The following is a 13566-nucleotide window of genomic DNA, read 5'->3' on the forward strand; positions in this document are numbered from 1 at the left end:
CGGAAGAGTGGGAATGAGCGGCGGGATGACGGACGATCAGGCGCCGGGCGCCGCGGCGGACGCCGCCGTGGCCGCGATCCTGGAGGCGGCGGTGCGGCCGGCCCCCGGGGCTCCGCGCGGCGTGGTGGTGGACTCCCCGCCGGGCGCGGGCAAGTCGACGCTGGTGGTGCGGGCGGCCCGGGAGCTGGTCGCGGCCGGCGAGCGGCTGATGATCGTCGCGCAGACCAACAGCCAGGTCGACGACCTGGTGGACCGGCTCGCCGTGAAGGCGCCGGACGTCACGATCGGCCGGTTGCACGCGGGTGACTCGCGCCCGGCACCGGAGGCGCTGCGGCACGTCAACGTCACCGCCTCGGAGAAGGCCGCGGACCTGCTGGAGCAGGACGTGGTGGTCTCCACCGCGGCGAAGTGGCAGTGGGTGAAGGCCGAGGCGCCGTGGCGGCACGCGATCGTCGACGAGGCGTACCAGATGCGTTCGGACGCGTTGCTGGCGGTGGCCCGGCTGTTCGAGCGGGCGCTGTTCGTCGGCGACCCGGGCCAGTTGGACCCGTTCACGGTGGTGGGGACGGACCAGTGGGCGGGGCTGTCGTACGACCCGTCGAGCAGTGCCGTGGTGACGCTGCTGGCGCACAACCCGGCGATCCGGCCGCACCGGCTGCCGGTCTCCTGGCGGCTGCCGGCGTCGGCGGCGCCGCTGATCTCGTCGGCGTTCTACCCGTACACACCGTTCCGGTCCGGGACGGGGCCGGGTGAGCGGCGGCTGACGGCGGCGGCACGCGCGGACGGCTCCGCGGTGGACGCCGCGATCGACGAGGCGGTGGAGCACGGCTGGGCACTGCTGGAGCTGCCGGCCCGGCACACGGTGCGGACGGATCCGCAGGCGGTGGCGGCGGTGGCCGCGACGGTGCGGCGGCTGCTGGACCGCGGCCTGACGGCGCACTCCGAGCAGGGGTCGGGCCCGGTCGCGGCCGGGCGGATCGCGGTGGGCACGGCGCACCGGGATCAGGCGGCGGCCGTCCGGCAGGCGCTCGCCGCCCTGGGCGTCCCGGTGGATCCGGCGGCGGGCCCGGCGGTGACGGTCGACACCGCCAACCGCCTGCAGGGCCGCGAGTACGACGTGACGGTGGTGCTGCACCCGCTGTCGGGGCGGCCGGACGCGACGGCGTTCCACCTGGAGACGGGCCGGCTGTGCGTGCTGGCCTCCCGGCACCGGCACGCGTGCATCGTGGTGGCGCGGGCGGGGATCGCCGAACTGCTGGACGAGCATCCGTCGACGGAGCCGGTGCAGCTGGGGGTGGCGGTGAAGTTCCCGGACGGCTGGGAGGCCAACCACGCCGTCCTCGCCCACCTCGGCGAACACCGGGTACCGCTGGTGTGACCGGGCCCCGGCCGGCCCGCCGGCCGGGGGCGCGGAGGCCCGCCGGGGCGTGCACGGTGGCGTACGCGACCCGGGGCGGGGAATAGCGACGGGGTGTGCACCGTTCCGCTACGCGGTCGGACCGCGCGACAATGGACGGCGGCCGGCCCCCTCGCCACCAACCCTCCGGAGGTGTCCTTCCATGCCCGATTCCCACGCACAGGCGTCCGACCAGAGCGGCATCCCCGCGCCGGCCGCCCCGGGCCCGGGCACCCCTCCGCGCCGGTTGCGGCCGGCCCAGCTCCTGTTCGAGCCGCAGGCCGCGGAGCCGGAGCCGGAGCGCTTCTTCGACCTCGATGCGATCGACGACCCGGCGGAGCTGCTGCGCCGGTCGACGGAGCTGGCCCTGGCCTTCCGGGCAGCCGCGGAGCGCGCCACGGACTTCCAGGCGATCGCGGCCGCGCAGCTCGCGGACACCCGCCGGTTCGACGCGCTGACCCCCGCCGAGATCGCCGCCCGGGTCGACTGGACGCCGGACTACGCCGCCCGGATGGTGGAGTACGGTCTCGGCCTGCAGCGGCAGCGCGGTTCGGAGCAGTAGGCCGCCCGCCGGGGCACCGCACACGGGCCTCTGGCATATGCGGGTGGGAAGGGTACGCCCCGCCGCCCCGCGCTGTCCGGCGAACCGGGTTTTCGGTCCGCCCGGAGCCGGAGCGGCGCCACCCTGCTGGGGTGGACATCTGGACCTATCAATCCGTGGAGTACGTGACCGTGGCCGGGGAGGCCTGGCTGGCGTCCGCCAGCGAGTACCCGCGCTCCATGCGGGCGCTGTGGGAGTCGCGCCCGTGGGCGCCCACCGTGCTGCCGTGCGGCCGCACCTTCGACGTGATCAGCATGCCCGCCCTGTTCGGCCGCCGGGTGCTGGACGAGCTGTGGGCCTCGGGCCCCGGCTGCGGCCCGGTCGCCGCCTACCGCGGGCGCACCCTGCTGTTCGTCCAGCCCGGGGCGGCGCCGCGACTGCGCTCGCTGCTGGCCTGGGAGGAGTGGGCGCGGGACGTCCCGCCGCTGCTCTGCCACGGCCAGGGGGACGCGGTGACCGTCCCGCCCGTCCAGCGCATGGTGGACGCCCCGGACTCGCCGGGCCTCGGCGGCGGCCGGTGGATCGTCGCCCCGGACTCACGGGAACCCTGGCTGCCGGGCGCCGCGGTGGTGCTGTGGGCGTGCGTCCGGGCCGCCCGCGGTGGTCCGGGGAACACCCAGGGCGCACTCCTGGACACCGCGGACGGGCCGCTGCGGCCCGTCCCCTCGGCCTGACCACGGACCGCAGTATTCGATTTTGGTTCCGCCGCGCGCCGCTGCTAGAGTCTTCCACGTCAGCAGGCGCCGCTAGCTCAGTTGGTTAGAGCAGCTGACTCTTAATCAGCGGGTCCGGGGTTCGAGTCCCTGGCGGCGCACAGACGGTCGAAGGCCCCTCGCGAAAGCGGGGGCCTTCGGCGTTCCCCGGCGGCGTCCGGGCTGCTAACCTCCCCGGTCATGGCGCCCGATGATCACCCGGAGGCCGCGCCCGGCGGCTTCGAGGCGTGGGTCCGCGCCGAGCTCGCCGACGCGGAGGCCGCCGCCCTGCGCGGACACCGGCGGGCCCGGCTGCGGGGGCGGTCGATGATCGTCCTGGCGGTGGTCTCCGGCATCGCCCTGGCCGTGGCGCTCGTGCTGGCGCCCCGGCCCTCGACCCTGCGGCCGGTACCCGGCCCGGCGCCCACGGCCCTCTCCGGGACTCCGAGCGGCGCCGCCTGCTGCCCGCCCGATCTGCCGGGCGGCTGCCCGCGCTGCTGGCCGGCCGGGCGCTGACCCGGCGCCGACCGCGCTCCGGGGCCGCCCTGCGGGAGGGCGGCCCCGGAGGGCGGCGGGCTCAGCGGCCGCGCAGCGTCCGGTAGCGCTCGACCAGGGCCGCCGTCGAACTGTCCAACTGCTCGACGCCCTCGCCGGTCAGCAGCACCGGCTCGATCCGCTTCGCCAGCACCTTGCCGAGCTCGACACCCCACTGGTCGAAGGAGTCGATGTTCCAGATCGCGCCCTGGACGAACACCTTGTGCTCGTAGAGGGCGACCAGCTGGCCGAGCACCGACGGGGTGAGCTCGGCGGCCAGCACGGTGGTGGTCGGGTGGTTGCCGCGGAAGGTCTTGTGCGGCACCAGCTCGGCGGGCACCCCCTCGGCGGCGACCTCCTCGGGCGTCTTGCCGAAGGCGAGCGCCTGGGTCTGTGCGAAGAAGTTCGCCATCAGCAGGTCGTGCTGGGCGACCAGGCCGGGCAGCAGGCTCTCGACCGGCTTGGCGAAGCCGATGAAGTCCGCCGGGATCACCTTGGTGCCCTGGTGCAGCAGCTGGTAGTAGGCGTGCTGGCCGTTGGTGCCGGGGGTGCCCCAGACCACCGGGCCGGTCTGCCAGGTGACCGGGTTGCCCTCGCGGTCCACCGACTTGCCGTTGGACTCCATGTCGAGCTGCTGGAGGTAGGCGGTGAACTTCGACAGGTAGTGCGAGTACGGCAGCACGGCGTGCGCCTGGGCGTCGAAGAACGCGCCGTACCAGACACCGAGCAGGCCGAGCAGCAGCGGCACGTTCTGCTCCGGCGGAGCGGTGCGGAAGTGCTCGTCGACCAGGTGGAAGCCGTCCAGCATCTCGCGGAAGCGGTCCGGGCCGATGGCGATCATCAGCGAGAGGCCGATCGCCGAGTCGTAGGAGTAGCGGCCGCCCACCCAGTCCCAGAACTCGAACATGTTGGCCACGTCGATGCCGAAGTCGGCGACGCCGCCGGCGTTGGTGGAGAGCGCCACGAAGTGCTTGGCGACCGCGTCGGTGTCCGCACGCAGTTCGGTGAGCAGCCAGTTCTTCGCGGAGACCGCGTTGGTGATGGTCTCGATGGTGGTGAAGGTCTTGGACGCGACGATGAACAGCGTCTCGGCGGCGTCCAGGCCGACCAGCGCCTCGTTGAGGTCGGCGCCGTCCACGTTGGAGACGAAGCGGACATCGATGCCGCGGTCGCTGTAGGAGCGGAGCACCTCGTAGGCCATGGCCGGTCCGAGGTCGGAGCCGCCGATGCCGATGTTGACGACGGTGCGGATCCGCTTGCCGGTGTGGCCCGTCCAGGCGCCGCTGCGCACCCGGTCCGCGAAGGCGGCCATCTTGTCGAGGACGGCGTGCACCGCGGGGACGACGTTCTCGCCGTCGACCTCGACCACGGCGCCGCGCGGGGCGCGCAGCGCGGTGTGCAGGACGGCGCGGTCCTCGGTGATGTTGATCTTCTCGCCGCGGAACATGGCGTCCCGCAGTCCGGCGACGCCGGTGGCGGCGGCGAGCTCGCGCAGCAGGCCGAGCGTCTCGTCGGTCACCAGGTGCTTGGAGTAGTCGACGTGCAGGTCGCCGACGGCCAGGGTGTAGCGGCTGCCCCGCTCGGGGTCGGCGTCGAACAGCCCGCGCAGGTGCTGCTCCCCCAGCTCCGCGCGGTGCTTGCCCAGGGCCGCCCACTGCGGGGTGCGGTCCAGCGGCGTGCGACCGCCGGTGCGGTTCTCCGACATCGGTTGCTCCTTGAGTCATCCGGTTTGCAGTACCTGCACTGGGCCAGGCGGGAGGGAGCGCGAGGTCAGGCGGTACGTGGTGCGTGTGCCGGCTCCGTCGACGGCCTTGCCCGCGGCCAGCCTATCCCCGGCCCGGCCCGCTCACTTGCGTGTCGAGCGGAGGTCGAGCTGGCGCAGCACCTCGTCGGCGAGTTCCGGGTCGCCGCCGGGTTCGTTACGGGCCGTCAGCACCTCGCGCCGGGAGGCGGCGATCATCTCCTGCTCGACGGCGGCGGCGGTGCGCCACTGGGCGAAGCGGCGGCGCGCCTCGGCGGACTCCTCCTCCTCGTACTTCTCGGGGCAGAGCCGGGCCAGCCGGTCGTGCTGGCGCTCGCGGAGGCGGTCGGCGAGTTCGACCGGCAGGGGGCGTTCCTCCTCCAGTTCGCCCAGTCGGACGAGTCCGGCCTTGGCCGCCCGCCACCAGAGTTCGCGCACCGCCTGCTCGTGCAGGTCCTTGTCGATCCCCAGGCCCAGCCCGCGCACCACGAACGGCAGGCTGAGTCCCTGCACCAACAGGGTGAACAGGACGACGCTGAACGCCACGAAGACGATCTCGCTGCGCGCCGGGAAGCCCGTCCCGGCGTGCGTGGTGAGCGGCACGGCCAGGGCCAGCGCCACGGTGGCCACCCCGCGCATCCCCGACCACCAGAGCACGACCGTCTCGCGCCAGCTGATCGGGGTGTCCTCCTCCTCGCCCCCGCTGACCCGCTTGGACAGCCAGGCCGCCGGCAGCAGCCACAGCAGCCTGGTCAGGACGACCGCCGCGATCACCCAGGCGGTGTCGCCCAGCATGCCGCGCCAGCTGTCCCGGACGTCGGCGAGCACGGTGGCCAGCTCCAGTCCGATCAGGCCGAAGGCCACGCCGGTGATCAGGATCTCGACGATCTCCCAGAACGCGTTGCCGACCAGCCGGTAGGCGACCTCGTCCGCGTCGGCGGCGCGGTCGGCCAGGTAGAGCGCGCAGACCACCACGGCCAGCACGCCCGAGCCGTGCGTCTCCTCGGCCAGGGTGTAGGCGGCGAACGGGACCAGCAGGTTGAGCGCGACCTGCTGGGTGGGATCGTCGAGCCGGCCCGCCAGCCGGCTGTTGAGCCAGCCGAGGCCGATGCCGACGACGACGGCGACCACCGCGGACAGCACGAAGCGCAGCGCCGCGTCCGGCACCGAGAAGTCGCCGTCGACCACGGCCTCGACCGCCAGCGAGTAGACGACGATCGCGGTGACGTCGTTGAACAGGCCCTCGCTCTCCAGCATCGCGACCAGTCGGCGGGGCAGCCCGATCGAGCCGGCGACCGCGACCGCGGCCACCGGGTCGGGCGGTGAGACGAGGGCGCCGAGGGCGACCGCGGCGGCGATCGGCAGCCCGGGCACCCGCCACCGGAAGACCAGGGCCACCACCGTGGTGGTCACCACCACCAGCGCCACGGCGAGCAGCAGGATCGAGGTGATGTTGGCCCGGAAGTGCCGGACGGAGGAGCGCCGGGCCACCGCGAAGATCAGCGGGGGAGCACCAGCGGCAGGATCAGATCGGGGTCGACGGTGACGTTCGGGATCTGCGGGACGAGCGCCATCACCAGGCCGAGCAGGGTCATCAGCACGGGCTGGGGCACGTGGATCCGGCGGGCCAGCGGCATCGTGACGACCGAGGCCAGCAGTACCAGGAACAGCAGTGACAGCTGGGCCACCGTTCGACCTCCGTGACGTGCGGCTCCCGACCCTGCGGCCGAGCATAAGTGTGACAAAGAGGCCTGCCCGGCAGGGCTCGCCGGGCCTGGACCAGCGGAGGTGGGCAGTGCGGGCACTGGTCCACCGGGGTGCGGGATCGGGCCCGGCGGGCATCGGCACGGCGGAGCGGCCGCTGCCGGGGCCGGGGCAGCTGCTCGTCCGGGTGGTGGCGGCGGGCTGGCCCGCGGGCCGGCCCGCCCGGCCCGGCATCGTGGGCGAGGAGTTCGCCGGGACGGTGGAGCGGCTCGGCGCGGGCGCCTACGGCTGGGAGCGCGGCGACGACGTGCTCGGTCACTGCCCGTCCGGCGCGTGCGCCGAGTACGTGGCGGTGGACGCCGAACGGGTGGCGGGCCGCCCGGCCGCCCTGCCGTGGGCCGAGGCCGCGCTGCTGCCGGTGACCGCGGCCGGCGCCCGGGCCGCCCTGGACAAGCTGCGGGTCCGGCGCGGGGAGACCCTGCTGGTGCACGGCGCGCAGGCACCGGCGGGCCGGGTGGCCGTCCGGCTCGCGCTGGCCCGCGGGGCCGCGGTGGTCGCGGTGGCGCCGGCGGCGGCCCGGCCGGCGTTGCGGGAGGCCGGCGCGGTGCCGGTCGGCTACGGCGTCGGCCTGGGCGGGCGGATCCGGGCTGCGGCCCCGGCCGGGGTGGACGCCGTCCTCGATGCGGCCGGCCGGGCCGCCGGGCCGCTCTGGTCGGCGCTGGCGGGCGGGCCGGGCCGGGTCGCGGCGCTGGGCCCGGTGCCGGGCGGCCGGTCGGGCGCCGTCGCCGAGTCGGCGGCGCTGGCGGAGCTGGTGGAGCTGTGGGAGGAGGGCGCCTTCCGGGTTGAGCCGGACGTCGTCGTCCCGCTGGAGCGGGCCGCGGAGGTGGAGCGGCGCGCGGGTGACGGCCGATCGGTCGTCGTCACCCTGGTGGCCCTGCGGCGGATGTGATGGGGTGGTGGCCATGGCCGATCCGCTGGACACCGTCGAGTTCGACTCCGCCGAGGCGTTCGAGGCGTGGCTGGACTCCCACCACGCGACCTCGCCGGGCGTCTGGCTGCGGCTGCGCAAGAAGGCGCCCGGGGTGACCGCCCTCGACTACCGGCAGGCGCTGGACGTGGCGCTCTGCCACGGCTGGATCGACGGGCAGAAGCGCGCCCAGGACGAGCGCCACTGGCTGCAGAAGTTCGGCCCGCGGACGGCCCGCAGCCGCTGGTCCAAGATCAACCGGCAGAAGGCCGAGGATCTGACCGCGCAGGGGCGGATGCGCCCGGCCGGCCTCGCCGAGGTCGAGCGCGCCCGCGCCGACGGCCGGTGGGAGGCCGCCTACGACAGCCCGCGGACGGCCACCGTCCCGGAGGACCTGGCGGCGGCGCTGGCCGCCGAACCGGCGGCGCAGGCGTTCTTCGCCGGCCTCGACGCCGCCAACCGCTACTCCGTGCTGCACCGGGTGCAGGAGGCGAAGCGGCCGGAGACCCGGGCCCGCCGGATCGAACGGTTCGTGGCCATGCTGGCGGCCGGGGAGAAGCTGCACTGAGCCCGTACGGTGCACAGATGTGCGTCCGACCTGCGGGAGCGTGTATGGTTGCGACGTCGGTAGGCGCCGCTAGCTCAGTTGGTTAGAGCAGCTGACTCTTAATCAGCGGGTCCGGGGTTCGAGTCCCTGGCGGCGCACAGACGGTCCGAAGGCCCCTCGCGGAAGCGGGGGCCTTCGGCGTTCCGTCAGCCGAAGTAGGAGTCGAAGTTCTTGGAGAACTCCCGGCCGCCGAACTGGTCCCAGTTGACGGACCAGGTCATCAGGCCGCGCAGGCCGGGCTGCACGCCGGCCTTCGGGACGTAGCTGCCGCAGTTGGTGCCCTTGGTGAGGCAGTCCAGCGCCTTGTCCACCTCGGCGGGGGCGACGTAGCCGTTGCCCGCGTTGGTGGTGGCCGGCATGCCGATCGCCACCTGGGAGGGCGCGAGCGCCGGGAACATGTTGGCGGTGTTGCCCGCCACCGGGAAGCCCTTGAGCAGCATGTCGGTCATCGCGATGTGGAAGTCGGCGCCGCCCATCGAGTGGTACTGGTTGTCCAGGCCCATGATGGAGCCGGAGTTGTAGTCCTGGACGTGCAGCAGCGTGAGGTCGTTGCGCAGGGCGTAGATCACCGGCAGGTAGGCGCCGGCCCGCGGGTCCTGGCCGCCCCACGGCCCGGAGCCGTAGTACTGGTAGCCGAGCTGGACGAAGAACGTTTCCGGGGCCATGGTCAGCACGAAGTTCTGCCCGTACTTGGCCTTGAGCGTCTTCAGCGCCGAGATCAGGTTCACGATGACCGGGCTGGTCGGGTTCTTGAAGTCGGTGTCGCCGGTGTCGAGCGACAGCGAGTGGCCCTCGAAGTCGATGTCGAGGCCGTTCAGGCCCCACTTGTCGATGATCGCGGAGACCGAGGAGACGAAGGTGTCTCGGGCCGCGGTGGTGGTGAGCTGCACCTGGCCGTTCTGGCCGCCGATGGAGATCAGCACCTTCTTGCCCTGGGCCTGCTTGGCGGCGATGGCCGCCTTGAAGTCGGCGTCGGACTCGACGTTCGGGCACTCGCTGGCGGAGCAGCGGTTGAACCGGATGTCGCCCGAGGTCACCGAGGTCGGCTCGCCGAAGGAGAGGTCGATGACGTCCCAGGAGTCCGGGACGTCGGCCATCCGGGTGTAGCCGGCGCCGTTGGCGAAGCTGGCGTGCAGGTAGCCGACCAGGGCGTGGGTGGGCAGCCCGCCGCCGGGCGGCGGGGTGGTGGGCGGCTGGCTCGTCGGGGGCTGCGACGTGGGGGGCTGCGAGGTGGGCGGCTGGGACGTCGGCGGCTGGCTCGTCGGGGGCTGCGACGTCGGGGGCTGCGAGGTGGGCGGGGCGGAGGACGCCGGTGCGCCGGGCCCGTCCAGCGAGACGTCGTCGGCGTTGTAGGTGCCCTGGCCGTACCAGCCGTGGGTCCAGACGGTGGCGCTGGTCTGGCTCGCGCCGGTGGTGAAGCTGACGGTGAGCTTCTGGTAGGCGCCGCCGGTGCTGGGCGTCCAGGTCGAGGCGCCGCCGTCGACGCCCAGGTAGACGTAGGCGCCCTTCACCCAGGCGCTGAGCGTGTAGGCGGTGTTGGGGGCGACCGTGACGGTCTGGCTGCACTGGGCGTTGTCGCTGGCCGAGGCGGCTCCGGCGAGGGCGTAACTGCCGGTGTGCGACTGGCCGGTGACGATGCTGCCGGTGTTGCCGGTGCAGCTCCAGGGGGCGAGCGAGCCGCTCTCGAAGCCGCCGTTGCTCAGGAATTCGCCGGCCGTCGCCGAGGAGGCGAGGCCGAAGGTCAGCGCGGCCGCGCCGGCGGCGGCGACGGCCCAGGCGGTGGAGGCCGCGAGCAGCCGGCGGCCGGGCGCGGCGTGGGCAGGTCTGGGGGACATGGGCATGTGGGGGTGCTCCTGCCGTAGGGCGTGGGGGCGTCCGGTGCCGGTGGGGGTCGGCCGGGGGCAGCCCGCAGCGGCGGCCCCGACCTACCGGCTGCCGCATTGGACTGGACCACACTTGGACTAGACCACTGAAGCGAATCCCCGTGCGCCTGTCAATGGAGTCCGGCGCACCGTCAGGGTCCGGCGGCCCGCGCGGAGTAGAGCGGCGGGTTGCGAGGCCCGCACGGGCGCCGAACCATGGAGAAGTGTCCGGATATCTCAGGTACCCCCACCTCCGCGGCGACCTGCTCACCTTCACCGCGGAGGACGACGTGTGGGTGGCCCCGCTGGACCGGGCCGACGGCACCGGACGCGCCTGGCGGGTGAGCGCCGACCGGGTCCGGGTCAGCCACCCGCGGCTGTCCCCGGACGGCTCCACGATCGCCTGGACGAGCTGGACGGCGCTGACCCCCGAGGTGTGGACGGCCCCGGCGGACGGCGGTGAGGCCGTCCGGCTCACCTACTGGGGCAGTCAGGACACCCGGGTGCGCGGCTGGCTGCCCGGCGGCGAGGTGCTGGCCGTGACCTCGTACCACGAGCCGTTCGCGCACTACACCTGGGCGTACGGGCTGCCGACCGACGGTGCGCCGGGCCGGCGGATGCCGTGGGGGCCGGTCGACGACGCCCAGGTGGGCCACGGCCGCACCGTCCTGCTGACGGGCGCCGCACCGCACACCCCGGCCGCCTGGAAGCGCTACCGCGGCGGCGCCACCGGCCGGCTCTGGCTGGACGAGGCCGAGCTGCTGCCCGGCCACCGCGGGCATCTCTCCTCCCCCATGCCGCTGACCGGCCCCGACGGGCTGCGGATCGCCTTTCTCTCCGACCACGAGGGCATCGGCAACCTCTACTCCTGCCTCCCGGACGGCACCGACCTGCGCCGGCACAGCGACCACGCCTCCTACTACGCCCGCGAGGCGGCGAGCGACGGCACCCGGATCGTCTACCAGCACGCCGGCGACCTGTGGCTGCTGGACGGCCTGGACGCGCCGGCCCCGCGCCGCCTCGACGTCCCGCTCGGCGGAGCCCGCTCCGGCCGCCGCCCCTACCAGGTCTCGACCGCCCTGCACCTCAAGGACCTGGCCTGCGACCGGACGGGCCGGGCCGGGGTCGTCATCGTGCGCGGCAGCCTCTACTGGCTGACCCACCGGGACGGCCCGGCCCGGGCGCTCGCCGACACCCCCGGCGTCCGGGTCCGGCTGCCGGTGCTGCCCGGCTACGGCGGCCACGTCGCGTGGGTCACCGACGCGGACGGCGAGGACGCCCTGGAGATCGCCGCCCTGCCCGCACGCGGCGCCGAGAGCCTGCCGCCGCGCCGGATCGCCGCCGGCCGGATCGGCCGGGTCCTGGAGCTCACCGCCTCCCCGGACGGCCGCCGGCTCGCGGTGGCCGCCTCCGACGGCCGGCTGCTGCTGGTCGCCACCGAGGACGGCGCCGTCCGCGAGCTCGCCCGCTCCCAGTACGGGCCGGTGAGCAGCCCGAACTTCTCCCCGACTCGGCGTGGCTGACCTGGTCGCAGCCGGTCGCCGGGCGCTCCCTGCGGGCGATCCGGCTCACCCGGGTGGACGCCGACGAGCGGATCGTGGACGTCACCGGCGGCCGGTTCGAGGACGAGCACCCGGTCTTCACCCGGGACGGCCGTTTCCTGGTCTTCCTGTCCTGGCGGGGCTTCGACCCGGTGCACGACGTGCACACCGGCGACATGTCGTTCCCGCTCGGCTGCCGCCCGTACCTCATCCCGCTGTCCGCGGACACGCCCTCGCCGTTCGCCTCCCCGGCCGAGGGCCGCCCGGCGGTCGGCGCGGACCCTGAGGAGACGGGCGGCGACGGCACCGTCACCGTCGACCGGGAGGGCCTCACCAAGCGGCTGGTGCCGTTCCCGGTGACGGCGTCCAAGTACTCGGCGACCGCCCCCGTGCGCGGCGGCGTGCTCTGGCTGCGCTGGCCGATCTCCGGCGCCCTCGGGCAGACCTTCGCCAACCCCGCGGACACCTCCGGGCGCCCCTCCCTGGAGTACTTCGACCTGGCCCACGGCCGCAGCAGCACGGTGGCCGACCAGCTGGACGGCTACGCGGTGTCCGGCGACGGCGGCTCGGTGCTGGTCTTCTCCTCCGGCGTGCTCAAGCTGCACCCGCTGCCGGCCGGCTCCCCGATCACGGTCGACCTGCGCCGGATCACCCACACCGTGCACCCGGCGGCCGAGTGGCGCCAGGCGTACCACGAGGCCGCCCGGATCGTCCGGGACCAGTTCTGGGACGCGGACATGTGCGGCCTCGACTGGCCGGAGCTGGTCGCCCAGTACGAACCGCTGCTGGAGCGGATCGCCGGCCCGGACGACTTCGCCGACCTGCTGCGCGAGCTCTTCGGCGAACTGGGCACCTCGCACGCGTACGTCACCCCGGCGCGGCGCGGCGAGGGCCCGCAGCTGCTCCAGCAGCCGCTCGGGCTGCTCGGTGCCAACGCGCACCGCGATCCGGACGGCCGGTGGCTGGTCGACCGGATCCTGCCCGGCGAGTCCTCCGACCCGAGGGCCCGGGCCCCGCTGGCCGGCTTCGGGGTCCAGGACGGCGACGAGCTGCTCGCGATCGACGGCCGGCCGCCCGACCCGGTGCGCGGGCCGGGCCCGCTGCTGGCCGGCACCGGCGGCACCACCGTCGAACTGACCTACCGCTGCAAGGGCACCGACCGCATCCGGCGGATCGCCGTCACCCCGCTCACCGACGAGCGGCCGATCCGCTACCAGGACTGGGTGGTCAAGCGGCGCAAGCTGGTCCGCGAGCTGAGCGACGGACGGTGCGGCTACCTGCACATCCCCGACCTCGGCGGCTCCGGCTGGGCGCAGTTCAACCGCGACCTGCGCAGCGAGCTGGCGAAGAACGCGCTGATCCTGGACGTGCGCGGGAACGCCGGCGGCAACGTCTCCGAGCTGGTCCTGGAGAAGCTCGGCCGCCGGGTGCTGGCCTGGGACTTCACCCGCGGCCGGCACCCCGTCCGGTGGCCGAGGGACGCGCCGCGCGGCCCGGTGGTGGCGGTCTGCGACCACGCCACCAGCTCGGACGGCGACGTGATCATCGCCGCCATCAAGCTGCTCGGGCTCGGCCCGGTGGTGGGCACCCGCACCTGGGGCGGCGTGGTCGGGATGACCGGGCGGCACGTGCTCGGCGACGGCACGCAGATCTCGGTGCCCAAGAACGCGTCCTGGTTCACCGGCGGCATCGGCTGGTCGGTGGAGAACCACGGGGTCGAGCCGGACGTCGAGGTGCTGCGCTCGCCGCACGGCTGGGCCACCGGCGAGCACACCGACCTGGCGGCCGCGGTGGAGCTGGCGATGGAGCTGCTGGCCGAGCACGGGGCCGCCGCCCCGCCGCCCGCCGACACCCCGCGCCCCGACCTGCGCCGCCCGCCGCTGCCACCCCGGTGACGGGGCCGCGGCAACGGGAGCCGCGG

Annotated in this window: 8 protein-coding genes, 2 tRNA genes and 2 pseudogenes; 9 read left to right on the forward strand and 3 right to left on the reverse strand. The window is 74.6% G+C overall.

What is annotated here, in order from left to right; all coding sequences use genetic code 11:
- The first annotated feature begins 25 nt into the window (after positions 1-25).
- From ABEB13_RS15780 to ABEB13_RS15800, 5 genes are all read left to right on the forward strand, one after another.
- Positions 26-1378, forward strand: a complete 1353-nt coding sequence (locus tag ABEB13_RS15780) for an AAA family ATPase (RefSeq protein WP_345706028.1) — start codon at positions 26-28, stop codon at positions 1376-1378.
- 181 nt (positions 1379-1559) lie between these two features.
- A complete protein-coding gene (locus ABEB13_RS15785) occupies positions 1560-1958 on the forward strand; it encodes a hypothetical protein (RefSeq protein ID WP_345706029.1) in 399 nt (132 codons plus the stop codon).
- 35 nt (positions 1959-1993) lie between these two features.
- A complete protein-coding gene (locus ABEB13_RS15790; RefSeq protein ID WP_345709685.1) occupies positions 1994-2671 on the forward strand; it encodes a bifunctional DNA primase/polymerase in 678 nt (225 codons plus the stop codon).
- 66 nt (positions 2672-2737) lie between these two features.
- Positions 2738-2811, forward strand: a tRNA-Lys gene (locus tag ABEB13_RS15795).
- A gap of 79 nt (positions 2812-2890) precedes the next feature.
- Positions 2891-3205 carry a hypothetical protein gene (locus ABEB13_RS15800; protein ID WP_345706030.1) on the forward strand — a complete coding sequence of 105 codons (315 nt, stop codon included), beginning with the start codon at positions 2891-2893 and terminating at the stop codon, positions 3203-3205.
- Positions 3206-3266: 61 nt separating this feature from the next.
- On the opposite strand, the gene pgi is transcribed toward ABEB13_RS15800, so the two are convergent.
- A complete protein-coding gene (pgi, locus tag ABEB13_RS15805; protein WP_100890058.1) occupies positions 3267-4928 on the reverse strand; it encodes a glucose-6-phosphate isomerase in 1662 nt (553 codons plus the stop codon).
- Between the two features lie 141 nt (positions 4929-5069).
- Positions 5070-6601: pseudogene (locus ABEB13_RS15810) on the reverse strand (Na+/H+ antiporter).
- 158 nt (positions 6602-6759) lie between these two features.
- On the opposite strand from ABEB13_RS15810, the gene ABEB13_RS15815 reads away from it, so the two are divergent.
- From ABEB13_RS15815 to ABEB13_RS15825, 3 genes are all read left to right on the forward strand, one after another.
- Positions 6760-7617 carry an alcohol dehydrogenase catalytic domain-containing protein gene (locus tag ABEB13_RS15815; RefSeq protein ID WP_345706031.1) on the forward strand — a complete coding sequence of 286 codons (858 nt, stop codon included), beginning with the start codon at positions 6760-6762 and terminating at the stop codon, positions 7615-7617.
- 13 nt (positions 7618-7630) lie between these two features.
- Positions 7631-8203, forward strand: a complete 573-nt coding sequence (locus tag ABEB13_RS15820) for a YdeI/OmpD-associated family protein (protein ID WP_345706032.1) — start codon at positions 7631-7633, stop codon at positions 8201-8203.
- Positions 8204-8266: 63 nt separating this feature from the next.
- Positions 8267-8340, forward strand: a tRNA-Lys gene (locus tag ABEB13_RS15825).
- 48 nt (positions 8341-8388) lie between these two features.
- Here the strand turns inward: ABEB13_RS15825 and ABEB13_RS15830 are convergent.
- Entirely contained in the window at positions 8389-10083 is a 1695-nt protein-coding gene (locus tag ABEB13_RS15830; RefSeq protein WP_380231752.1) for a chitinase, read from the reverse strand.
- A gap of 155 nt (positions 10084-10238) precedes the next feature.
- Here ABEB13_RS15830 and ABEB13_RS15835 point away from each other — a divergent pair.
- Positions 10239-13540, forward strand: a pseudogene (locus tag ABEB13_RS15835) (S41 family peptidase).
- Positions 13541-13566 lie beyond the last annotated feature (26 nt).

The sequence above is a fragment of the Kitasatospora paranensis genome, assembly GCF_039544005.1.
Lineage (GTDB): Bacteria > Actinomycetota > Actinomycetes > Streptomycetales > Streptomycetaceae > Kitasatospora > Kitasatospora paranensis.

What these genes read in the sequence shown, in the direction of transcription:
- ABEB13_RS15780 (WP_345706028.1), top strand. Translation starts at nt 26, where the DNA reads ATGACGGACGATCAGGCGCCGGGCGCCGCGGCGGACGCCGCCGTGGCC.
- ABEB13_RS15785 (WP_345706029.1), top strand. Translation starts at nt 1,560, where the DNA reads ATGCCCGATTCCCACGCACAGGCGTCCGACCAGAGCGGCATCCCCGCG.
- ABEB13_RS15800 (WP_345706030.1), top strand. Translation starts at nt 2,891, where the DNA reads ATGGCGCCCGATGATCACCCGGAGGCCGCGCCCGGCGGCTTCGAGGCG.
- pgi (WP_100890058.1), bottom strand. Translation starts at nt 4,928, where the DNA reads ATGTCGGAGAACCGCACCGGCGGTCGCACGCCGCTGGACCGCACCCCG.
- ABEB13_RS15820 (WP_345706032.1), top strand. Translation starts at nt 7,631, where the DNA reads ATGGCCGATCCGCTGGACACCGTCGAGTTCGACTCCGCCGAGGCGTTC.
- ABEB13_RS15830 (WP_380231752.1), bottom strand. Translation starts at nt 10,083, where the DNA reads ATGCCCATGTCCCCCAGACCTGCCCACGCCGCGCCCGGCCGCCGGCTG.